Annotated in this window: 15 protein-coding genes; 7 read left to right on the top strand and 8 right to left on the bottom strand. The window is 72.1% G+C overall.

All coding sequences use genetic code 11. The features are described from left to right. Positions 1-159: 159 nt before the first annotated feature. The 5 genes from CcI156_RS11460 to CcI156_RS11440 all read left to right on the top strand — a co-directional run bounded on the left by CcI156_RS11460 (position 160) and on the right by CcI156_RS11440 (position 9,899). Positions 160-1,419, top strand: a complete 1,260-nt coding sequence (locus CcI156_RS11460) for a type IV toxin-antitoxin system AbiEi family antitoxin domain-containing protein (RefSeq protein ID WP_232235051.1) — start codon at positions 160-162, stop codon at positions 1,417-1,419. A 92-nt stretch (positions 1,420-1,511) separates the two neighbouring features. After that, entirely contained in the window at positions 1,512-3,494 is a 1,983-nt protein-coding gene (locus tag CcI156_RS11455; protein WP_076805589.1) for a methylmalonyl-CoA mutase subunit beta, read from the top strand. Then, positions 3,494-5,758, top strand: a complete 2,265-nt coding sequence (gene scpA, locus CcI156_RS11450) for a methylmalonyl-CoA mutase (protein WP_011437390.1) — start codon at positions 3,494-3,496, stop codon at positions 5,756-5,758. The genes CcI156_RS11455 and scpA overlap by 1 nt, the downstream gene beginning before the upstream one ends. A 39-nt stretch (positions 5,759-5,797) precedes the next feature. Further along, complete coding sequence (gene meaB / locus CcI156_RS11445) at positions 5,798-6,880, top strand: methylmalonyl Co-A mutase-associated GTPase MeaB (RefSeq protein WP_049761101.1); 1,083 nt, start codon at positions 5,798-5,800, stop codon at positions 6,878-6,880. A 247-nt stretch (positions 6,881-7,127) separates the two neighbouring features. Further along, positions 7,128-9,899, top strand: a complete 2,772-nt coding sequence (locus tag CcI156_RS11440) for an Hsp70 family protein (protein ID WP_083718460.1) — start codon at positions 7,128-7,130, stop codon at positions 9,897-9,899. Positions 9,900-10,089: 190 nt separating this feature from the next. Here the strand turns inward: CcI156_RS11440 and CcI156_RS11435 are convergent, their stop codons facing one another. Next, on the bottom strand, positions 10,090-12,624 hold the full coding sequence (locus CcI156_RS11435) for a WD40 repeat domain-containing serine/threonine protein kinase (protein WP_076805587.1): 2,535 nt from the start codon (positions 12,622-12,624) through the stop codon (positions 10,090-10,092). A gap of 181 nt (positions 12,625-12,805) precedes the next feature. Here CcI156_RS11435 and CcI156_RS11430 point away from each other — a divergent pair, with 181 nt between their 5' ends. After that, positions 12,806-13,624 (top strand): class I SAM-dependent methyltransferase, encoded by an 819-nt coding sequence (locus tag CcI156_RS11430; protein WP_076805586.1) that lies wholly within the window; start codon positions 12,806-12,808, stop codon positions 13,622-13,624. 106 nt (positions 13,625-13,730) lie between these two features. Here the strand turns inward: CcI156_RS11430 and CcI156_RS11425 are convergent, their stop codons facing one another. Together CcI156_RS11425 and CcI156_RS11420 are read right to left on the bottom strand one after the other, a co-directional pair. Continuing rightward, entirely contained in the window at positions 13,731-14,798 is a 1,068-nt protein-coding gene (locus tag CcI156_RS11425; RefSeq protein WP_011437385.1) for a hemolysin family protein, read from the bottom strand. Beyond that, positions 14,795-16,297 carry a hemolysin family protein gene (locus CcI156_RS11420; protein WP_076805585.1) on the bottom strand — a complete coding sequence of 501 codons (1,503 nt, stop codon included), beginning with the start codon at positions 16,295-16,297 and terminating at the stop codon, positions 14,795-14,797. Before CcI156_RS11420 ends, CcI156_RS11425 begins: the two co-directional genes overlap by 4 nt. A 476-nt stretch (positions 16,298-16,773) precedes the next feature. On the opposite strand from CcI156_RS11420, the gene CcI156_RS11415 reads away from it, so the two are divergent. Next, positions 16,774-17,331, top strand: a complete 558-nt coding sequence (locus CcI156_RS11415) for a DUF4232 domain-containing protein (RefSeq protein ID WP_011437383.1) — start codon at positions 16,774-16,776, stop codon at positions 17,329-17,331. A 96-nt stretch (positions 17,332-17,427) separates the two neighbouring features. On the opposite strand, the gene CcI156_RS11410 is transcribed toward CcI156_RS11415, so the two are convergent. The 5 genes from CcI156_RS11410 to metK form a co-directional block, all read right to left on the bottom strand. Then, positions 17,428-18,621 (bottom strand): acetyl-CoA C-acyltransferase, encoded by a 1,194-nt coding sequence (locus tag CcI156_RS11410; RefSeq protein ID WP_076805584.1) that lies wholly within the window; start codon positions 18,619-18,621, stop codon positions 17,428-17,430. Positions 18,622-18,761: 140 nt separating this feature from the next. Next, the gene (locus CcI156_RS11405; protein ID WP_076805583.1) at positions 18,762-20,009 is read right to left on the bottom strand and encodes a TAXI family TRAP transporter solute-binding subunit; all 1,248 of its coding nucleotides are present in this window, start codon (positions 20,007-20,009) and stop codon (positions 18,762-18,764) included. 235 nt (positions 20,010-20,244) lie between these two features. After that, positions 20,245-21,288, bottom strand: a complete 1,044-nt coding sequence (locus tag CcI156_RS11400; RefSeq protein WP_076805582.1) for a toll/interleukin-1 receptor domain-containing protein — start codon at positions 21,286-21,288, stop codon at positions 20,245-20,247. A 143-nt stretch (positions 21,289-21,431) separates the two neighbouring features. After that, positions 21,432-21,908, bottom strand: a complete 477-nt coding sequence (locus tag CcI156_RS11395) for a DUF309 domain-containing protein (protein WP_011437379.1) — start codon at positions 21,906-21,908, stop codon at positions 21,432-21,434. A 244-nt stretch (positions 21,909-22,152) separates the two neighbouring features. Next, a complete protein-coding gene (gene metK, locus CcI156_RS11390) occupies positions 22,153-23,358 on the bottom strand; it encodes a methionine adenosyltransferase (protein WP_076805580.1) in 1,206 nt (401 codons plus the stop codon). Positions 23,359-23,610 lie beyond the last annotated feature (252 nt).

Raw genomic sequence — 23,610 nt, 5'->3', positions numbered from 1 at the left:
GGTAGCGGCTACGCTTCCGAAGCCAGCTTGAGGAAATGGTTCCGGTGACAGCCGGCTGGGTTACCGCTGGGCCCTACGTTCGTCGTCCTCCTGTGAGGAGTTATCCACAGGTGGCCTGTGGCGCTGGATTACCGGGGCTACCTGATGGATTCTCGGTCCATGACGTTTTCCGCTTCGGCCTCGTCCCCGCCGACCCGTCCCGTGCGCTATCCCGGTTTCGACCCCGCGGTCCGCATCGCCGGTCGCCAGGGGGGTGCGATCACCTACCGGCAGGCGATGGCCGCTGGGTTGACCCGCGGCCAGCTGCGCCAGCTCGTCCACTCTGGCCAGTGGAGCCATCCGGTGCGCGGTGTCTTCGTCGTACCTCTCGGCCCGACGGAGCTCCCCGGCTCCGTCAACGACGTCCCGCGGCCGGGGGACCGGCGGCGCGCCGAGCATTCTGAAATCCGGGAGAAGGAATCCGCCGGACTTGTCCGTAACGACGTCGCGCGCCGACGAAGAAAGCGCCATGGTGCCATCACCGCGGGCCCCGGACACGCGGCGTCGGTCGTCGGCGGTGAAAATACAACGCCGATTCTCCCGGTCTTCTTCTCGCCATTTTCTGCACGGGTAAGGGCCGCGCTCATCGGGCGTCCCCGAGCCGTCGTCTGCGGGATCACCGCCGCCCGGCTCCACGGTTTTCCGCTCGAGGTTCCGGAAAGCTCCGCCGAACCCGTGCACCTTCTTCTTCCGGCTCGGCAGACCCGGGCCCAGCCGCGCGGGATCCGGCTGCACTTCAGCGATCTCGACGTCGACCAGCGCGTCGAGTTGGGTGGGATCCCACTCACCTCGCCGGAGCGGACGCTGGCGGATCTCGTGCTGGCCGCCCAGTCGCGTGAGGTGGCGGTCGCCCACCTGGACGCAGCCCTGCACCGCGGCCTGGTGCCGAGCCTGGCGGGGGCACGGGCGGCCGCCGAGGGGCGGCGCGGTTTCCGGCAGACGACCGACTGGTGGTCGCTGGCCGACGGCCGGGCCGAGACCCCCCTGGAGACCCGGCTGCGGCTGCTGCTGGCCGACAACGGGCTCGCGCCCGTGGAATTGCAGTGGCCGGTCATGGACGGGACCGGTCAGATCATCACCCGGCTGGATCTCGCCTGGCCGGCGCAGCGACTCGACGTGGAGGCGGACACCTTCTCGGCCACCAGCCCGCCGGCGATGATCTACCAGGACCGTCATCGCGGCAACATCCTCGCCGCGTTGCGCTGGACGGTGCTGCGCTTCAGCGTGGCCGACGTGACCTGGCATCCGGAGCGGGTCGTCTCGGCGGTGACCCGGGTCCTGGCGGCGCGGGCGGCCGAGCGGGCCGAGGCGTCCAGAGCGGTCGCTGAGGCGTCCGCCGCCGGCACAGCCGCGGTGGCTGAGCGGCTGTGGGCATCGTGAGCAGGGACACGATCCGGCGAAACGCGCGCAAGGCGTTGTGACGGGAAGTACATTCCAGGCCGCCTGGGTCCCCCGGGCCTACGATCCGGAACATGAGCGTTCCATCGGCCGGGTTGTCGCTGGCCGCAGACTTTCCGGAGGCGACGCGCGCCGATTGGCAGACGCTCGTCCTGCAGGTGCTGYGCAAGTCCGGCGTGGCGACCGAGGCGACTACTCCCGGCGAGGTCGAGGAGCTGTTGGCCACGCGGACCTACGACGGTCTGYGGATCCGTCCGCTCTACACCGCCGAGAACACCCCCGCCGGCGGGGTGGGCCTGCCGGGGTTCGCCCCGTTCGTGCGGGGTGGGCGGGCGCAGGGCGCGGGCACCGGCGGGTGGGATGTCCGCGCGCTGCATGACAACCCCGATGCCACGCTCGCCGCCGAAGCGGTCCTCGCCGATCTGGAGAACGGCGCCACCTCGCTCTGGCTGCGGCTGGGGCCCGCCGGTCTGCCGATCGGCGGGCTCGGCGCGGTGCTGCGCGAGGTCTACCTCGACCTCGCGCCGATCGTGCTGGACGCGGGGGAGCTCACCGCCGCGGCCGCCGAGGAGTTCTTCGGCCTCGTCGCCGCCCGCGGCCTGCCCGGTTCGCAGCTCACGGGCAGCCTCGGCGCCGACCCGATCGGTCTGGCCGCGCGGACCGGCCTGCCGGCCGGCGGCCCGGTGGGCCTCGCCGAGGCGGTGTCGCTCGCCGGCCGGTGCGTGCGGGAGTTCCCCGGGATCCGCGCCCTCGTCGTCGACGCCCAGCCGTACCACCGCGCGGGTGGCAGTGACGCCGAGGAGCTTGGGGCGTCACTGGCCACCGGCGTCACCTACCTGCGGGAGCTCACCGAGGCCGGCCTGAGCCTTGCCGAGGCGCTCGCCCAGATCGAGTTTCGCTACGCGGTCACCGCCGATCAGTTCTCCTCGATCGCGAAGCTGCGGGCCGCCCGCCGGATGTGGTCACGGGTCGCCGAGATGTGCGGCGCTGAGCCGGCCGACCGGGCCCAGCGTCAGCACGCGGTCACCTCGGCGGCGATGATGACCCGCCGGGATCCCTGGGTGAACATGCTGCGCACGACGCTGGCCTGCTTCGGCGCCGGTGTCGGCGGCGCCGACGCGGTCACTGTCCTGCCGTTCGACACGCGCCTCGGCCGGTCCGACGACTTCTCCCGCCGGATCGCCCGCAACACCCAGGCCCTCCTGCAGGAGGAGTCGAGCCTGATCCGGGTGACCGACCCGGCCGGTGGCTCCTGGTACGTCGAGTCGCTCACCGCCGGGCTCGCCGAGGCGGCCTGGGCCTGGTTCACCGAGATCGAGCGGGCCGGCGGGATCGTCGCCGGCCTGCGGTCCGGGCTCGTCGCCGAGCGGATCGCGGCCACCTGGGCGACGCGCTCCGACGCGATCGCCCACCGGCGGGACCCGATCACCGGGGTGAGCGAGTTCCCGAACCTGGGCGAGAAGCTCCCCGAGCGGCCCGCCGTGCCCGCCGCGAGCCCCGTGCCCGCCGCGAGCCCCGTGCCCGCCGCGAGCCCCGTGCCCGCCGCGAGCCCCGCCGGCGCCGGCGGGGAGGCCGCCACGGCGGTGGGCGCCGGGCTGCCGGAGGTCACCTACGACCTCACCTTCGAGGAGCTGCGCGCCCGTTCCGACGCGCACTTGGCGGCGACGGGCGGCCGGCCTGTGGTCTTCCTGGCCACCCTGGGCAGCGCGGCGGCCTCGACCGCGCGCGCCACCTTCGCCGCCAACCTGTTCCAGGCGGGCGGGTTCGAGACTCCGACGTCCGGCCCGGGCACGGACCCGGCGTCGATCGCGGCGGCGTTCAGCGCCTCCGGGGCCACCGTGGCCTGTCTGTGCTCGGCCGACAAGGTATACGCCGAGCACGCCGGGCCGGTCGCCGAGGCGCTGCGGGCCGCCGGGGCGAGCCGGGTGTGGCTCGCGGGCCAGGCCGGTGCGCGCGCGCGGACCGACGCCGCCGCGGGCATCGGCGGGTACGTGTTCACTGGATGCGACGCCGTCGCCGTGCTGCGGGCGGCGCTCGCCGAGGTTGGGGTGGCCTGATGTCCACGGACAGCTCGCAACGTGCCACGATGATCCCGGACTTCTCCGCGGTGGAGCTGGGCACCACGCCGGCCGGGGCGGACACGGCGGAGGGTGAGTGGCGGGCCGCCCTGGAGGCGGCGACCGGCAAGGACGCCGACGCGCTGACCTGGGATACCCCCGAGGGCATCGCGGTGAAGCCGCTCTACACCGCCGCCGACACCGCGGGCCTGGACTTCCTGGGCACCTACCCGGGGATCGCGCCCTTCCTGCGCGGCCCATACCCGGCGATGTACGTCACCCAGCCGTGGACCATCCGCCAGTACGCCGGGTTCTCCACCGCCGCCGCGTCGAACGCCTTCTACCGGCGCAACCTCGCCGCCGGGCAGAAGGGCCTGTCGGTCGCCTTCGACCTGCCGACCCACCGCGGCTACGACAGCGACCACCCACGGGTCACCGGCGACGTCGGCATGGCCGGCGTCGCCATCGACTCCATCCTCGACATGCGCCAGCTGTTCGACGGTATCCCGCTGGACAAGATGAGCGTGTCGATGACCATGAACGGCGCCGTGCTGCCGGTGCTGGCGCTCTACATCGTCGCGGCCGAGGAGCAGGGGGTGGCCCCGGGGCAGCTCGCCGGGACCATCCAGAACGACATCCTCAAGGAGTTCATGGTCCGCAACACCTACATCTACCCGCCGCAGCCGTCGATGCAGATCATCTCGGACATCTTCTCCTTCACCTCGCGGCGGATGCCGCGGTTCAACTCGATCTCGATCTCCGGCTACCACATGCAGGAGGCCGGGGCGACGGCCGATCTGGAGCTCGCCTACACCCTGGCCGACGGGGTCGAGTACATCCGGGCAGGGCTGGGCGCGGGGCTGGACATCGATGCGTTCGCACCAAGGCTGTCGTTCTTCTGGGCGATCGGCATGAACTTCTTCATGGAGGTCGCCAAGCTGCGCGCGGCCCGGCTGCTGTGGTCGCGGCTGGTCAACCAGTTCACCCCGAAGAGCGCCAAGTCGCTGTCGCTGCGGACCCACTCGCAGACCTCGGGTTGGTCGCTGACCGCCCAGGACGTGTTCAACAACGTGGTGCGCACCTGCGTGGAGGCGATGGCCGCCACCCAGGGGCACACCCAGTCGCTGCACACCAACGCCCTCGACGAGGCGCTGGCCCTGCCGACGGACTTCTCGGCCCGTATTGCCCGCAACACCCAGCTGCTGCTGCAGCAGGAGTCCGGCACCACCCGGGTGATCGACCCGTGGGGCGGCAGCTACTACGTCGAGCGGCTCACCCACGACCTGGCCCGCCGGGCCTGGGAGCACATCGACGAGGTCGAGGCCTCGGGCGGCATGGCGCAGGCCATCGACGCTGGGATCCCGAAGATGCGTATCGAGGAGGCCGCCGCCCGCACCCAGGCCCGCATCGACTCCGGCCGCCAGCCGCTGATCGGAGTGAACAAGTACCGCGTCGACGCGGACGAGGGCATCGAGGTGCTCAAGGTCGACAACTCGGCGGTGCGCGCCGAGCAGATCGAGAAGCTGCGCCGGCTGCGCGCCGACCGTGACCCGGCCGCGGTGGAGGCGGCGCTGCACGCCCTGACCGCGGCGGCCGACGCGGCCCGCGACGGGCGCCGCGGCCCCGGGCTGGAGCAGAACCTGCTGACGCTCGCCGTCGACGCGGCCCGGGCTCAGGCGACGGTCGGGGAGATCTCCGACGCGCTGGAGAAGGTCTACGGGCGTCACGCGGGCCAGATCCGTACCATTTCCGGGGTGTACCGGGACGAGGCGGGACCCGCCGGTAACATCGTCGCCGCCCGCGAGGCCGCCGCCGCCTTCGAACGCGCCGAGGGTCGCCGGCCCCGGATCCTGGTCGCGAAGATGGGCCAGGACGGTCACGACCGCGGCCAGAAGGTGATCGCCACCGCGTTCGCCGACCTCGGCTTCGACGTGGACGTCGGCCCGCTGTTCCAGACCCCGGCCGAGGTCGCCCGCCAGGCCGTCGAGGCGGACGTCCAGATCATCGGCGTCAACTCGCTGGCCGCCGGCCACCTCACCCTGGTGCCCGCGCTGCGCGAGGAGCTCGCCGCGCTCGATCGGCCCGACATCCTCATCGTGGTCGGCGGGGTCATCCCTCCCGGCGACTTCGACGAGCTGCGGGCCGCCGGCGCCGCCGCGATCTTCCCGCCCGGCACGGTCATCGCCGACGCCGCGCTGGACCTGCTCGCGACCCTGTCGGCCCAGCTCGGTCACCCCGCTCACCCCGCTCACCCCGCGGCCTGACCCGCCCCGAGTGACGGCAGATCCGGCATGGTATCCGGCATGGTGACCCGACGACCGATCGATCCGGGTGAGTACGCCGACGGGGTGCTGGCCTCGTCGCGGACCTGGATCGCGCGGGCCATCACCCTCGTCGAGTCCACCAGGCCCGACCACCAGGAGCTCGCGCAGCAGCTGCTGGTGACGTTGCTGCCGCACGCGGGCAAGGCCCGTCGGATCGGCATCACCGGGGTGCCCGGGGTGGGCAAGTCGACGTTCATCGACGCGCTGGGCACCATGCTCACCGGGAAGGGAAACCAGGTGGCGGTGCTCGCCGTCGACCCCTCCTCGACGCGTACCGGCGGCAGCATCCTGGGGGACAAGACCCGGATGGCGGCGCTGTCCACCGATCCGGCGGCGTTCATCCGGCCCTCGCCCACCGCGGGGACGCTCGGTGGCGTCGCCAAGGCGACCCGCGAGGCGATGGTCGTCATGGAGGCGGCGGGCTACGACGTTGTCCTGGTCGAGACGGTCGGCGTCGGCCAGTCGGAGACGACCGTCGCCGACATGGTCGACACCTTCCTGTTCCTGACCCTGGCCCGCACGGGGGATCAGCTCCAGGGCATCAAGAAGGGGGTGCTGGAGCTCGCCGACGTCATCGCGGTGAACAAGGCCGACGGGCCGCACGAGCTCGACGCCCGCCGTGCCGCCCGGGAACTCGCCGGCGCGCTGCGGCTGCTGCAGGGCCCCGCCGGTCTCCGGGACTGGAACACCCCGGTGCTGACGTGCAGCGCGGTGGAGCGGACGGGGCTGGACACTGTCTGGGCGCAGATCGTCAAGCATCAGGACACCCTCGACGCCTCCGGCGAACTCGCCGCCCGCCGCCGCCGCCAGCAGGTCGACTGGATGTGGGCGATGGTCCACGATCGGCTGCTCGCGGGCCTGCGGGCCGATCCGGGGGTCCGCGAGATCACTCCGGACCTTGAACGGCGGGTCCGCGACGGCACCCTCCCCCCGAGCCTGGCCGCCGACGCCATCCTCGCCGCGCATGATGGCCTGGCCGCCCACGAGGGCCGGGCCGCGGCACCCTCCGACGCCGCGGAAAGCCGCGACGGAAAGCCACGACGGAAAAGTGTGGAGGGTTAGGAACGGCCCACGGCCGCTGGACTGTGCCTAACCCTCCACAGTTCCGCCCACGGCAGGCCGGTCGGGCCGGGGCTCGGCACCATTCGGCACCGTCCGGCACCATTCGGCAACTCAGGGACCTGCTCACCGGCTCAACGGGAGCCGGAAATATTTTGTCCGCTCCCGGACACAAATATTGCCTGGTCAAACGTCTACGATGATCGTGGTAACGGGAGTGGAAGGATCTCCGGCGGCCGAGCGGAGTACCGTGGCTCCGGTCGCCGTGATGATCGCGTGGGTTTCGGGAGACGCGGTGAGCTATCAGCTGGGTATCGACCTCGGGTCCGCGAACACGATCGTCGGGGTGGCGGACGGAGGCTGGCCCCGCGTGCTCGAACTGAGCGGTCAGCGTCGCCTGCCGTCGGTGATCTACGCCGCCCCGGCCGGTGGCCTGCAGTTCGCGCGCTCGGCGGACCGCCGGTCGCTGGTCGACCCCGAGCGTGCCGCAACCGACCTCCTGCGCCCGCTCGGGGACAGCGGTCCCGTTCTGCTCGGGGGTGCCGCCTACAGCCGGGAGGGGCTGATTGCCCGGTTGGTGTCCTACCTCGTCACGGCCGCCACCGAGCAGCTCGGGTCGGAACCGGACCAGGTCGTCGTGACGTTCCCGACGTTCTGGTCGGCGGCCCGGCGCGAGGTGTTCGCGGACGCCGTGAGCCAGCTCTCCGATGTCACGGTGCCCGTCGCGGCGTTCCCGGCCGCCGACGCGATCGGAACCCTGCTGTCTCACGGCTCCTCGACCCAGACCGTCGAGTTGGTCGGATGGTACGACTTCGGCGCCGGCTTCCTCGACACGGGGATCCTGTCCTTCTCGCCGTTCGGGTTCCAGCTGCTCGGCTTGGCCGCGGGTCTGCGCCACGGCRCCGGCCTCGAGCTCGACGAGCTCCTGGTCGACCGGGTGCTGACCGGCGCGGGTGTCGAGCGTGCGGCGCTCGACCGTTCCGACCCGATGATCCGGACCGCGCTCGGCAGGCTGCGGCGGGAATGCGCGCAGGCGAAGGAGATCCTTTCCGGTGAGGACGAGGTTGACGTTCCGGTCTCCCTTCCCGGAGCCGATACCTTCGTCACGCTGAGCCGGGCGGAGCTGGAGACCCTCATCGGCCCGATTGTCGATGACACAATCATGACCTTTCGCCGGGCGCTCCGCTCGGTGCCGGTGACCTCCGCCGAGCTGTCCCGGATCCTGTTGTCCGGCGGGATCTCCCACCTTCCGCTGGTGGCCCGCCGGCTGCGGGAGACCTTCAGCGGGATCGGCCGGATCGACCACGGTTCGGACGCGGATGTGGCGATGGGCGCGGCACTGCTCGCCGCCGACCTCGCTGACCGGTTCGGCGCCGTCGGCGCCGGGAGTGCACCGGGTGTTCCGGGTGTTCCGGGTGCGCCCGCGGCCTTTGGAGCCGTCGGGGCGGTGACCGCCGGCGGTTTCGGCGCGTCGGGCGAGGTCGGTGACGCCCAGGAACCCTCTGCTCAGGAACCCTCCGACGTCACCGCGGTGATCCGGCCGCCGGACGCCGCGGACCTGGTCTCGCGGCCGCCCTTCCTGTCCGGGCCGAGGGGGCTGTCCGGGCCGAGGGGGTTCGCGGGCGCGGCGGGTCCGGCCGGGATCCGAGGCGTGCCGGAGGCGGACGGCGTGACGGCCGCGGCGACGGTGCTCAGCGGCCCGGACGGCTCCGCGCCGCACGGCTTGGGCGCCGGGGACGACACGATGATCTCCTCGGGTGGCGCGGCGGATTCCCCGCCGCCGGGGATCGTCGTCGGCGGGCCGGGCCCGTCCGACACGTCCGGTCACCGGATCCCACCCGGCCTCATGACGGTGGGCGCCGATCGGGACCACGTTCTGCTCGGGCCGCCGGGGAAGCTCGACCTGCCCTCGGACTTCTCGACGGGCGGTGTGGGCGGCCCGCACGGTGCCTCCGCCGGGGACGGCCGGGGAATCTTCGGCTCCCGGCGGGCCGCGGTCGTCGCCGCCATTGTCGTGGTCCTCTTCCTGGCTCTCGGGACGACCTTCGCCGTGGTGCTGACCGGCCGTGACTCCGGGGCGGGCTCCGGGGCGGATGCGGTGGCCGCCCCGGCGGTCACCGCGTCGCCGGCCCCATCCGCCACCGGCCCGACCGGGCCACCCGCCTCCGCCGCGAACCTCGTCCGGGTGGCGGGATCCTCGGAGGTCGCCCCGATTACCGAGACCGCCTATAACGAATTTCGTCAGGTCCAGCGCAACGTCACCGTCAGCATCGAGTCCACGACGACCGAGGACGGTTTCGCCGCGCTGTGCAGCGGCAAGGCCGACATCGCCGACGCCTCGTTCGAACTCAATCCCGGGTTCATCAAGAACCCCGACTGCGAGAAGAAGGTCGTCGGGTTCGAGGTGGCGCACCACACCCTGCCGATCGTGGTCAACCCGCGGAACACCTGGCTGCACTGTCTGACCCTGCAGCAGGTCAAGCAGGTGTGGGGGGCCGGTTCCGCCGTCACCCGGTGGAGCCAGATCGACCCGTCGTTCCCGGACGAGCCGATCACGTTTGTCGGGCCGCCGCGCGGCTCCGTGCAGGCGCAGGTGTTCAACGCCACGATCAGTGACGCCAGTGACCGGTCCCGCGACTACCGGCAGACCGATCTCAGCGGGGTCGCCAACGACGTGGCCGCCGACCGCTCGGCCATCGGCTACCTCGACTTCCCCACCTACGAGACCTTCGGCACCAAGCTGCGCGGTGTCGAAATCAACAATGGTGACGGGTGCGTCGCGCCGAACGCCGTGTCGGTCGGTACCGGCCTCTACCTGCCGCTGTGCAAGCCGCTGTTCGTCTACGCCCGCACGGACGCCCTGCGCCGGCCAGCGACCGCCGCCTTCCTGCGCTACTACCTGGCGAACGGCCGGAAGATCGCCTTCGACGCGCACTACGTCCCCCGCAACGACGACACGGTCGGGGAGAACGTCGCCAAGCTCGCGAGCCTGACGGCCGGCGTGGGACCCGTACCGGCCTAGCCGCCCCCGCCCCCGACCGCCCCCGCGTGCGGGGGCGGTCACCGGCGAGCGGCCGCGGGTGAGGACCGGGCGTGCGGGTGAGCTCGGCTGTCGGCGTCGCCGGGCCCCGGGGCGTGACGTGCCGGACGGCGCCGGGGAGCGGTCCGCACCGGAGCGGGAGAACGGGCCTTAACCGGACCGGGGAGCGGTCCTAACCGGAGCAGGAGTCGGTGTAGGGGAGGCGGGGAACGAGCCGGCTCCATTCGGCCGGGCTCAGGGCCGCGCCCGGCTTGGCGCAGGCCAGCCGGCGCAGCCTGGCCGGGTCGAGCGTCCCGAGGAGGACCGACCCCTTGTCGGTGGTCAGCGCGACGGTCTCGGTGCCGGTCCCGGCCACCGCCCGGGCGGGTGCGTCCAGGACGCCCAGGGGGGTCATCGGGGGTGTGGGGGCGGAGAGGTCCCAGTAGGCGACCGCGCCACCGCCGTCCGCGCTCACCAGATGATCGTCGGTGGTGAAGGCGACGGCGGCGACGGGGGCGGTGTGGCCGGACAGCCGGCGCAGGACCCGCGGATGGTCGGGATCGCCGACGTCGGAGACCTGCAGGATCCGGTCGTCGCCGCCGGTGGCCAGCCGCCGTCCGTCCGGACTGAACGCGACGGTGTTCACCGCACCGGTGTGGCCGGGCACCGAGGCCGTCTGGACGGGCCTGCGGGGGTCGCGGACGTTCCACAGTTGCACGGGGCCGCCGGCGCCGGCGATGGCGAGGACGGCGCCGTCCGGCCGCAGTGCCACATCCGTCACCGGCCCGGCGCGGCCGATCAGCAACTGGATCGAGACGGGCCGCGCCGGGTCGGCGACGTCCCACAGCCCCACCGACCAGTCCTCGCCGGCGGTGACGAGCAGATGCGCGCTGCTCGACAACGCGAGCCGATGGACCGGCGTGGCCTGGGGGTCGAGCGTGCTGAGCGGCCGGGGGCGCGCCGGATCGGCGATGTCCCATAGCCGGCCGGCGTCGGTCTCCCCACCCGTCGCGAGTCGGGTGCCCGAGCGGTCGAACACGACGCCGTGCGCATGGTCGTTCGCGGAGCCCCCGGTGGTGGCGGTGGGCCGGCCGGCAGCGTCGACCTTCCAGAGGTGGAGGCTGCCGGTGTCGTCGGTGCCGGCGAGGGTCGTGCCGTCCGGGCTGAGCGCGATGTCGGAGAAGGCCGCGGGGCCGGCGGGGATCCGCGCGGCGGTGGACTGGGCGAAGGACGCGAGGACGGCCGCGCGCGCGGCCTCCGTCGGGGCGATCCGGTAGGCCGCGAGGCTCAGCCGGCCGGCCAGGTCCGGTTGCCGGGCCCGCTGGGCCGCCGCGTCCGCGGCCAGGCGCGACGAGATGGACGCGCGGTCGGCCGCCGACACCGGCGACGGGCCACCGCCGCGCGGCACGATGATCAGCACCGTTGCGGCGGTGATCGCGATGGCGAGTCCGGCGACGAGCAGTGCCGTCCGAGACCACCGCAGCCTGGATGGGGCCGGTGGTGATGGGGCCGGTGGTGATGGGCTGGGTGCCGGCGGGTGTGGGGTTCCTGCTGGATGCGGGGGTACCGACCCGGGCTGTCCACGCGGCGGGGAGGTCCGGGCCGGTATCGGCGGCGGGGTCCGGGCTGGGATCGGCGGCGGCGAGGCGACAGGCGGCGGGGACAGCTGGGTGACGGGCATGTCCGCCACGTTCGCGGCGGTACCGCCGGTGCTGCCGGTGCTGCCGGTGCTGCCCGTGCCGCGGGGCGGCGGCTCCGACCTGGGCGCCGACCCCGCGGCGCCTGACGGCCGGCGCCGAGCCCAGCGGCGGGCACGTCCGGTGGGCCCGGCGCCGGGCGGTCCGGACGGTATGGAGCCGGGCTCCGGGCGTGCGGGGAGGGTACCCCCGCCGATCAGCGCCGTCCGCAGCTCCTCCGCGCTCGGCCGGGCCGCCGGGTCCTTCGCCATCGCGATCTCGACGAGGTTGCGCAACTCGCCGCCAACTCCGTCGAGCCGCGGCGGCTCGTTGACGATGCGGTAGAGAATGGCGTCGATGCGACCGGTGCCGAACGGCGCGTGCCCGGTGGCGGCGAAGATTATGACGGCGCCCCAGGCGAAGATGTCGACCGCCGAGGTGATCGGTGCGTCGAGGATCTGCTCCGGGGACATGTAACCGGGCGTACCGATGGCGTGCCGGACGTTGTGGCTCAGGTCGGTGTCCGCGTTGAACTCGCGGGCCAGGCCGAAGTCGATCACCTTGGGGCMGACCGGGGACAGCAGGACGTTGCCGGGGGTGAGGTCGCGGTGCACGATCCCGGCCGCGTGGATGGCGCTCAGGGCGGTCGTCACGCTGACCGCGAGCTGTTCGAGATCGGCGGGCCGCAGCGGCCCCCGTACGGAGACGCGCCTCGACAGCGTCGGACCCTCGACGAACTCGGTCACGAGATAGGGCTGGGGCCCGTACGGATCAGCGTCCAGCACGGCGGCCGTGGTGAACCGGCGGAYCCGACGAGCACTCTCGGCCTCGCGGGCAAACCGGGCGCGGAATTCGGGCCGTTGCGCGAGCTCCGGCCTGATCATCTTGATCGCGACGGCGCTTCCGTCGGGTGYCCGGCCGAGGAAGACGGTGCCCATGCCGCCCTGCCCGAGCCGGCCGATCACCTGGTAGACCCCGAGCCGCCGCGGATCGGTCAGCTGAAGCGGGCGCACGGCGTCGCCGGGCAGCGGAGGTGGCGTCGTCCCCGTCACCGTGCCCCGCTCCCAAGGTGCGCCGAGACCGGCGACCCTCTCAGATATGGCGGATGCCTGGACGGGTGCGGGTGCACAGGCCGAGTATCGCAGTAAGGGATGGAAGATCGCAGTATGGACAGAACCAGTATGGATGGAACATAGYGCAATACCGGCAAAGATGCATGATCTGGGAGGTCCTGTGCTCCGCCGTGCGGCGAAGTTCGACGTGACACTGACCCCGACCTCGCGCTCCCTGCTCGCCCCGGTCTCCGAGGAGCCACGGCGGTTGCTGCTCGACCGGGCCCTTGACGAGTTCGTCGCCGATCTCAGCGCGCTGGATGAGACGGCCGGCACGATGGTGGCCGGGGCGCCTCGTCCGACGATCGACACAGCCATCGACGCGGCGGTCCCCGCGGTGGTCGACGGCACGCTGCTCGTCTCCGGCCAGGAGGTGATGCAGACCTGGGAGGCGCCGTTGATGCGGGCGCTGGCCGCCGAGGTGACCCGGCCGGGCGGTACCGTCCTCGAGGTCGGGTTCGGCCTGGGCCTGTCCGCCGGGTTCGTCCAGGAGATCGGTCCGGCCCGGCACACGATCATCGAGGCGAACCCGGCCACGGTGCGCGTCGCCGAGCAGTGGGCCCGCCCCGCGGGGCGCCGCGGGGTGGAGATCKTCACCGGGCGTTGGCAGGAGACCATGCCCGGCCTCGGCCGGTTCGACGGCATCCTCTTTGACACCTACCCCCTTGACGAGACCGAGGTCGACGAGTACTTCGTGCGCAGTTCCACCTTCGCCGAGCACTTCTTCGCGCACGCCGCCGACCACCTGGCCGACGGCGGTTCGTTCACCTACTACTCGAACGAGATCGACTCGGTGTCCCGGCGGCATCAGCGGGCCCTGCTCCGCTACTTCCGCACCTTCAGCGTGCGCGTCGTTGACGGCCTGCAGCCGCCGGCGGACTGCAGCTACTGGTGGGCGCCGTCGATGGCGGTCATCGTCGCCCGGGACCCCCGCCGCTGATCCCCACCTTGCCTATCCAGAGGGATAAATCAGGCACAAAAGCCTCTGGATAGGCCTGGATAGGCAAGGTAGCCGGGGAGATACGGGAGATACGGGACCGGACGGTTCAGGCGGGCTGGTGGGTGGGGACCACGGCCGTGCGAACGGCGTCGTCGCGGATCTCCCCGACCAGCTCCTCCAGGATGTCCTCCAGCGCGACGAGCCCGAGGACCGTACCGTCGGCGTCGGTGACCCTGGCCAGATGCGCGCCGGAGTGCTGCATTGTCGCCAGTGCCGTCCGCAGGTTGTCGTCGGCGCCGACCCGGGCCAGCGGCCGGATCCACTTGGCCGCGACCGAGCTGGACCGCCGCTCCGGCCGGGTCTCCAGCACGTCCTTGAGGTGCAGGTAGCCGATCAGCCCGCCCTCGGGGTCCCGCACCGGGAAGCGGGTGAATCCGGTGCGCGCGGCGAGCTGCTCGACCTGCCGGGGAGTGACCGCCGGGGACACGGTGACCAGCCCGTCCGGCGGGAGCAGGACGGCACGCGCGGTGCGTTCCTCGAACGACAGCGCCCCGGTCAGCAGGTCGTGCTCGTCCTCGGCGAGCAGACCCTCCCGATGCGACTCCTCGATGAGTCCGGCGACCTCGTCGCGGGTGAAGACGCTCGCGATCTCGTCCTTCGGTTCGACACCGACGAGCCGCAACGACACGGCCGCGATCGTGTTGAGCAGCGCGATGACCGGCTTGCCGCCTCGGACGACTCCGACCAGGAGCGGGGCGAGCAGCAGGACCGCACGCTCCGGCATCGCCAGCGCGATGTTCTTCGGGACCATCTCGCCGACGACCACGTGCAGGAAGGTCACCAGGCCCAGCGCGATGGCGAAGGCCACCGGGTGCAGCAGGGCGGAGGGCATCCCGGCCGCCTCGAACGGCCCGCGGAGCAGATGCGCGACCGCCGGTTCCCCGAGAGCGCCGAGGCCCAGGGTGCAGACGGTGACGCCAAGCTGCGCCCCGGCGAGCATCAACGAGACGTTCTCCATCGCCCCAAGGGTGATCTTTGCCAGTCGTGAGCCCGCCTCGGCCATCGGCTCCAAGTTCGACCGCCGGGCCGAGATCAGCGCGAACTCGGCCCCGACGAACAGCGCGTTCAGCGCCAGCAGGACGACGGTGGCGACGATCGCCAGCAGGTCGGTCATCCCCACCCCGCCCTTCCGGCCGAGGCGGTCTCGGCCTCCTCGGCCCCCTCGGCGGCCRGGTCTGCCGGGTCTGCGGGGTCTGCGGGGTCTGCCGGGTCTGCCGGGTCTGCCGGGTCTGCGGGGTCTGCCGGGTCTGCGCCGGGGCGGCGATCCGCGGGGTCCGCGACCGGTGGATCCGCATCCGTCTCCGGCGTGGCGTCCGTCGGTGCGATCGGGCCCAGACGGATCCGGTCGACCCGCCGGCCGTCCATCCGCTCGACGGTGTACCGCACGCCCTCCACGGCCGCCGTGTCGCCCGCCCGGGGGATGCGTCCCAGCGCCCGGGCCATCAGACCGCCCAGGGTCTGGTAGGTGTCGTCCGCGGGGATGTCGATCCCCGTGACGTTGCGGGCCTCCTCCGGGCGCAGCAGGCCGGAGAGCAGCCAGCTGCCGTCCCGCCGGCGCAGGGCGCGCGGGCTGACCCGGTCGTGTTCGTCGACGACGTCGCCGACGATCTCCTCGATGAGGTCCTCGGCGGTGACCAGCCCGTCGGTGCCGCCGAACTCGTCAACCACGATCGCTATCTGCATGCCGCCGGCACGCAGTGTCTCCAGCAGGGGGTCGAGCAGGATCGTCGAGGGCACGGTCACCGGCGGGACCATCACGTCGCGTACCGGGGTATGGTCCCGGGCGTCTTCGGGGACGGCGACCGCGTTCTTCACGTGGATGAGGCCCACGACGTCGTCGCTGTCCGTGCCGAGTACCGGGAAGCGGGAGTGCCCGGTGCGCCGGGTGAGGGTGATGACCTCGCTGACCGGTTCGTCGGCGTGGATGGTGCGCATGCGCATCCGGGGTGTCATGACGTCCTCGGCGGTCCGGTCACCGAACAGCAGGGAGCGCTGCACCAGCGTCGCCGTCTCGTGGGAGAGGGTGCCGTGCTCGGCGGACCGCCCGACGAGGGAGAACAGCTCCTGAGCCGAACGGGCCGAGGCCAGCTCCTCGCGTGGCGAGATGCCGAGGCGGTGYAGCACCGCGTTCGCCGTGATGTTCAGCGAGCGGATCAGCAGGCCGGTGGCCTTCGTGAAGGCACGCTGGGGAGCCTGCACCGCCAACGCGGTGCCGAGGGGATGGGCGATCGCCAGGTTCTTCGGGAGCAGCTCGCCGTACACCATCGTCAGGCCCGTCGCGAGGACCAGAGCGATCGCCACCGACGCCGCCCGGGCGAGCCCGTCCGAGGCGCCGAGCGAGGTGATCGGCCCCTCGAGCAGCCGTGYGATGGCGGGCTCCGCCAGAAAACCGATCATCAGGTTGGTGACGGTGATCCCGAGCTGGGCGCCGGACAGCTGGGTGGACAGACCGCGCAGCGCGGTGAGCACCCCGCGGGCGCCCCGATCACCGCGTTCGGCGGCCCGCTCCACCGAGGGCCGGTCCACCGTGACGAAAGCGAACTCGGCCGCGACGAAAACGCCGCAGGCGGCCACGAGCACCAGGCTGAGTACCAACAGAAGCGCCTCGATCATCGGTCGACCCCCGCGGGCGCTTCTTCGCGCGTGGGTCGGCCGGAACTACATCCGGCGTCTTCGGAGACTTTCATGATCCCTTCCGGTCGGTGCGGGACGACCCGGCCCGCGGGCCTACCCCGTCACGCGGCAACAACGCGCTTCATAGCCCGTCCGTTTCACGATGACCTCTGGTTGGCGCACGGTCCAGACCCCGAGTGGGCCTCGGTAGAAGATCACTGTGTGGGCCGGCCGGCCAGCCAGTCAGCCAGTCCGGTGCCGTGGCCCGGCAGGCCCGGTACTGGAGAAAGGTCGATCGGCGGGCGTGGGCCGGACGCGATGGTGAGGAACCGGACGCGCCGATGAGAACAAGAGCGCTGGAGCCCGGTATGACGGATCTCCGACGGTGTCACGGAGGGTAGCAGTGGGAAGGGAGTAGGTGACATCACCGGGTGGCTTGCCGGCAAGCCGGCTCGCCGCGCGACGAGGAGGTCGTCATGCACAGGTCTCGTGGGAGGGCTCTTCCGGCGGTACTCGCCCTGGCCGCGACGTCGATCTTCGTCGCCGGATGCGGCGCGGGCCCGGGCGGCGGGGGTACCGCCACCGCGGTGGCGGCTCCGGCGACGTCCGTGGCGGCCCGGTGCCGGACCGCTCAACTCGCTCTGAGCAGCGTCGACCGCCAGGGAACCGCGGGCAGCGACTACGAACGGCTGGTCCTGACCAACATCGGTCACAGCCCCTGCGTGGTACGCGGATTCCCCGGCGTGTCGTTCGTGGACGCGGCCGGCCGGCAGGTGGGCGCGGCGGCGGAGCACACGGGGCCGGCGGGCGCGCCGGTGCGGCTCGTGCCCGGGGGTGCCGCGACGGCGGTCCTGCGCATCCTGCATCTCGGCGTGGCGGAAAGCTGCACGCCTCCCTCGGGGACCGCGCCGGTCGCCGCGCTGCGCGTGTACCCGCCGGGGAACACCGAGGCGCTGCGGCTGAGCGGCCCGGACACGCAGGCATGCCGGGATCCCGCCGTGCGGCAGCTCACCGTGGCCGCGTTCACGGCGTGAGGGCCGGCTCCCACGGTGCACCGGGCGCGGACCAGTGGACCGATACCGGCTAGGCCGATACCGGCGGATCGGCCGGTGGAGGTCGGCCGGTGGAGGTCAGAGCCGTTCGATGATGGTGGCGTTGGCCATGCCGCCGCCCTCGCACATCGTCTGCAGGCCGTAACGGCCGCCGGTGGCCTCCAGGTAGTTGAGCATCGTGGTGAGCAGGCGGGTGCCCGATCCGCCCAGCGGGTGGCCCAGCGCGATGGCGCCCCCGCGCGGGTTGAGCTTCGCCGGGTCGGCACCGGTGTCGCGGGCCCACATGAGCGGCACGGGCGCGAACGCCTCGTTGACCTCGAAGGCGTCGATGTCGTCGATGCTCAGACCGGCGCGCTTGAGCGCCTTGCGGGTTGCCGGGATCGGCGCGGTCAGCATGAGCAACGGGTCGTCCCCGGCGAGCGCGAACGTGTGGAACCGGGCCCGTGGCCGCAGGCCGAGCTTGTTCGCCCTGGTCTCGCTCATGATCAGGACGGCCGAGGCGCCGTCGGTCAGCGGGGAGGAGTTACCCGGGGTGATGTTCCAGGTGATCTCCGGGAAGCGGGCGGCGTACGCCTCGGTGTAGAAGGACGGCTTGAGCTTCGCCAGCGTCTCGACGGTCGTGGTCGCTCGGACCGTCTCGTCCACGGTGTGCTGGGCTGTCGTGCCGTCCGGAAGGGTGATCTCGACCGGGACGATCTCCCCGGCGAAGTCCCCCGCCGCGACGGAGGCCGCCGCGAGCTGGTGCGACCGCGCGGAGAAGATGTCCAGGTCCTCCCGGTTGATCTTCCATCGGGCGCTGACGAGCTCCGCGCCGATGCCCTGGTGGGCCAGGCCCTCCGGGTAGCGGGCGTGCAGGCTCGGGCCGTTGGGGTCCTTGCCGAAAGTGGTGGAGCCCATCGGCACCCGGCTCATCGACTCCACCCCGGCGGCGATGACGATGTCGTAGGCGCCGGCGAGCACCCCCTGCGCGGCGAAATGGGCGGCCTGCTGGCTCGAGCCRCACTGGCGGTCGATCGTGGTGGCCGGCACCGACTCGGGGAACCCGGCCGACAGCACCGCGGTGCGCCCGATGTTGACGGCCTGCTCGCCGGCCTGGTCAACACACMCGGCGATGACGTCGTCGACCAGCGCCGGATCAAGGTCGTTACGGGCGATCAGTGCCTTCAGCACGGTGGCCAGCAGCTCCACCGGATGGGTCTCGGACAGCGCCCCACCCGGCTTGCCCCGTCCCGACGCCGTGCGTACCCCATCGACGATGACTGCGTTCTCCATGGGTTCTCCCTCGTCACAACCATCACAATGACGGCGGATCGACCGTCGCCCTGCCCGGTACCGCCCTGCCCGTTGCCTGGCGCCTGCCCGGATCGACGCTACGGGCCACCCTCTTGATGGGTCAACAAGTGAACCGGAGGTCAGGGGGTCRGGGCCGGGCATCCCGTCGGATAACCGAGCGCATGTGTATAGTATCTCTCCGCCGCCGGATGTAGCGGGACGTACCGGCAGATGTTGGTCGCGATGAAGGAGCCGGGAGTCGCGAAACCGAGGCGGCGCGCCTGCGCCTGCGCCTGATGAGTGGCCCACAGGGTGGCCTTGAACTCGGCGGAGTGCTCGTCCATCATCCAGGCGGCGAACTCGACCAGCGCGGGATCGGCGTACCTACTGGCGACGATGCCGTTCGGCACCGCGAGGGTCGCTGTCGGCTGGGACGGGATGAGGTTGTAGTCACCCGGCTCGATAGCGGCCCTTGTGAAGACGTTGGCTCCGACATCGAGGTACTGGGAGTACCAGTCCCGCTGGATCGCCGACTGCCAGTCGTCGAGTGGCACGAATTTGATCTTCTGGTAGCTGTCGTTATATTCCTGGACCGCCATCGTGGGAGCGCCCGCCGCCCACAGGACCGCGTCGGCGTGATCCGCGCCGGTGGAGTGAAGTTTCTGGAGCGCCTCGGTTATCCGGTTCCCGGTCACCGGACGGACGACGCAGCCCGCTCCCTTCACCCRGGTGATCTGACGGAACAGCACGGTGGCGATCTGGTGGGTGCCCGAGTCGAGCAGTCCGCTTTCGACCGTCTTGCCGCACAGATCGTCCGCGCTGTGAATGCTGGAGTCGGCCGGGACGATGAGCTGGAGAACGTCGTAATAGATCTGGCCGACGAGGCTCAGACCCTCGACGGCCCCGCCGGTGAAGTCGCCCCGGCCGTTCTGGGCGTCCACCACCACGTTGAGTTGGGCCAGCGCGAGAGTGCAGCGCCGGTTCTCCGGAACCCCGAGATTCTTGAGGTTCTGGGACGTCCCGCTCGTGTCCGAATCAGGAAAGGCGCGCCACCCGTTGCCGCCGTTCAGCGCCGGATCACTGATGAGCTTCGCGAGTGTGCTCGCGTACTGCGAGTAGGGGGTGCGGGGCTGGCCGGCGATGATCCGTACGGTCGTGCACGTGGTCGCGTGCAGGTTCGCCTTCGCCTCCGTCGCCGCATCGCGCCGAGCCTGTTCCGGTGCCGCCGTCTGCGCTGAGGGCGTGCTCGGGGGCGTGCTCACGAGCATCGGGCTACGGCCGTCTCCGCCGAAGGCCCGGCCGATGAAGACGCCGACGATGGCGGCCAGGATCACCAGGGCGGTGATGGCGATGGGACGCCGTCCCAGCCGCGACCGGGTATTGGACATCGCGGCGACTCCTCGATCCGTGGGACGCTGACGTCGGGCCTTGCGCGGGGCAAGCTCCGGGGCACGTGTCCGCCACTGGGCCGCCGCACCGGGATCCCGGTGCCCCGGATCCCGGTGGTGAGAACCTGGCCGGTCGCGCATCCCGCTCCCACCGCGCTGATCGTCGCATACCAACCATGCCGCGCAGGACGCCGTTGGTCGAGGGCGGCCGATTCTTGTGCCTGATCCCCGAGGGCTACGGGGTAACGACCGATTTGTTCCGAACGCCCGGCTCCGTGACTGCAGCCGGGTCCGGGTCCGCCGGATCGGCCGGTGGCGCTGGGCGGGGTGGGCGCATGGCGATGGTGAAGACGGCCGAAAACGCCGCTGCGCCCAGCACCTCGGCCATGGCCGCCCACGCTCGGCCGTGGGCGATTTCCGCCCCCCCGAGCGCGCCCACCACGCAGGCCCCACCGACCACCAGCGTCGCGGTACGGTCCGTCGGAGGGAACAGCATGAAGGCCGGGGCGGCCGCGGCGAGCGCGGCGACGAGTGAGCCGACCAGCACTCCGCCGGGGCCGCCGTCCGCCACCTGGAAAGCGATTCCGATGACGATGGCCGCGGCGAGCGTCGGAAGCACGACCCACCCCCGCGTGAGTGCGGTACGGAGGGCGCGGGCCGCCCGGCGCCATCCCGCCACCTCCGGCGGGAACGTGGGCCGTGAGGTGATCGGGCGTTGCGTGGGCGGCAACGGCAGGGTGAGGCCGGTGTCCGGGGTGACGGCGGCGGGGGTGCCAGGTGTACCGGCGGGGTCGGGCTCCGGTGGCTCGGTCCGGGTGCCCTGGGCCGGGGGGAAGCCCGGCCGCTTCTTGGGCGCGAGACCACCTTCTTTTTCCCAGGCCGAGCGGACGTTGCGCAGCAGCTCCTCCCGGGCGGCGTCCTCGTCGTCGATGCCGATGAGGTCGAAGTGGACCACCTGCCGGAGCATCCCGGTAGGGGTGMATTCCGCTATCCGCACCGGGATGAGCTTACGGAGGTTGCCCTCGGGATCGTATTCGAACGCCGCCTGCCATTCTGCCCGGCAGTACGGGRAATTCAGATACTCGGGCGAGAGCACCGCGATCGTGTGCCGGCAGYTCTCCATCCCCTGACCCATGTCCCTGACCCAGTTGCGGCCGGGGCCGATATGCCAGGCCTGGAGAAACACGCGATAACCGACCTCCTGCAGCTGCCAGGCGATCCATTCGGCCCAGTCCCGGTCGCGCTGGCAGTAGCTGATGAAGAAGTCGCCCTGGTCCACCCGATTCCCACCTGTGAAATCCTCCGGACTGCTCGCTCCAGCTGAAGGATGATCGTACCGTCGTTCTAGGATGAATGCCACCGTTCTGCCCCGCCGCGGCGGGGCAGAACGGGCAGGGGCGCGCCGCGGGTGGCGCGGTGGGGTTAACCGACGAGGCGGGGCCCGCCGTCGGCCGGGGCGGTCCGGGCGGTGATGCACGGCAGCCCGGGATGGGCCCGGCCGATGTCGGCGATCCGCAGGTCCACCCAGGCGAGCAGACCGGGAACGGCTACGCCGTGCGGAGGCCGGTCCGCGTAGGGGATGAGGTTCGCCGCGCCGCGCCGCAGCACGGCCACGCCGCCCTTGACGTTGCCGCGGGCCAGATGGGTGACGCCGACGGCGAGCTGTGCCAGCCCACGCCACAGCCCGCGCTCGCCGGGGTCGGTCTCCGGACTCTTCCAGACGGCTTCGAGTACCTCGTGTGCCTGGAAGGGAAGTCCCGCGTCGAGGAGTCGCTGGGCCTCGGCGAGCGCCGCGGCCGGCGGTAGCGGGGCCGAGGAGGCGAGCGGCGGCACGCCGGTCTCGCCGTGGGGAAGGGGGCGGCCAAGCGCGTCCCGGGGCCGTTCCCCGGGCCGGGACACCCCGGACCCTGATTCAGTCGCGGGGTGCGCCCGGGGGACGGGGCGTGTTCCGGGAGGCGGCCGTGTTCCGGACGGTGCGCGTCGCCCGGACCGGTCCGAAGTGGTCATGCGGTCCACTCTGACCGCCTCTCGGGGGTGGCGCCTCCCGTAGCCGCGCGGACCGGGGTCGTCGTCAGGCAAGACCGGGGGCGCGGTGTCAGCGGCTGCCGGTGTCAGCGGCTGCCGGTGTCAGCGGCTGCCGGTGTCAGCGGCCGACGGCGGCGCGCAGCGCGTCGGCGCGGTCCGTGCGCTCCCAGGTGAAGTCGGGCAGCGTCCGACCGAAGTGGCCGTAGGAGGCAGTCTGCCCATAGATCGGCCGTAGCAGGTCAAGGTCCCGGATGATGGCGGCCGGGCGCAGGTCGAAGACCTCCGAGACGGCCCGCGCGATTTCCGGCACCGGCACGGTCTCGGTGCCGAAGGTCTCGACGAACAGGCCCACCGGCTCGGCCTTGCCGATGGCGTAGGCGACCTGCAGCTCCGCCCGCCGGGCGAGGCCGGCCGCGACGACGTTCTTGGCGACCCAGCGCAGCGCGTAGGCGGCCGAACGGTCGACTTTGGACGGGTCCTTGCCGGAGAAAGCACCGCCGCCATGGCGGGCGTAGCCGCCGTAGGTGTCAATGATGATCTTGCGGCCGGTCAGGCCCGCGTCGCCGATCGGGCCGCCGATCTCGAACCGGCCGGTCGGGTTCACGAGCAGCCGGTAGCCGTCTACCTCCAGGCCCAGGTTTTCCTCGGCCAACCGCTTGAGCTCGGGGGCGATGACCTGGTCGCGGATGTCCGGAACCAGGCGGGTGGCCAGGTCGACGTCGGCGGCGTGATGCGCGGACACGACCACCGTGTCCAACCGGACCGGGCGGTCCCCGTCGTATTCGATGGTCACCTGGGTCTTGCCGTCCGGCCGCAGGTAGGGCAGCAGGCCGTCGTGACGCACCTTCGACAACCGCTGGGCGAGGCGGTGGGCCAGTGTGATCGGCAGCGGGAGCAGGTCGGGGGTCTCGTCGGTGGCGTAGCCGAACATGATCCCCTGGTCGCCGGCGCCCTGCTGGGCCAGCGTGTCCTCGCCGCCCTCGACCCGTGCCTCATAGGCCTTGTCGACGCCCTGGGCGATGTCCGGGGACTGGGCACCGATCGAGACCAGCACGCCGACGGTCGCGCCGTCGAAGCCGGTGGCGGCGTCGTAACCGATGTCGGTGAGGGTGCGCCGCACGACGGCGGTCACGTCGACGTGCGCGGAGCTGGTGACCTCGYCGGCCACGTGCACGTGCCCGGTGGTCAGCAGTGTTTCCACCGCGACCCGGGAGGTGGGGTCGCCAGCCAGGAACGCGTCGAGCAGGGCGTCGCTGATCTGGTCGGCGAGTTTGTCCGGATGGCCTTCGGTGACCGACTCGGAGGTGAAAAGGCGACGGGACATGGAAGGATTCCTCGTTTCACAGAACAAGATATGGAACAAGACGATGTTGCGGGAGAAGGTGCCGGCCGCACGGGGACATACGTGCGCGGGTGGAGCTGCGCGGGTGGATCCGCGCGGGTGGAGCTGCGCGGGTGGAGTTGCGCCGGTGGATCCGCGCCGGTACATCCCTACATCCGTGCCGGCACTGGCTGGCCGGCACGGTCATTTCACCAGGGCCGGTGCTCGGGGTCCGGGTGCCGCGTCGGGCTCGTC

Source organism: Frankia sp. CcI156, from assembly GCF_001983015.1.
Classification (GTDB): domain Bacteria; phylum Actinomycetota; class Actinomycetes; order Frankiales; family Frankiaceae; genus Frankia; species Frankia casuarinae.
Note: the sequence above shows the minus strand (reverse complement) of the source record. Positions and strands in the feature narration are given on the sequence as shown.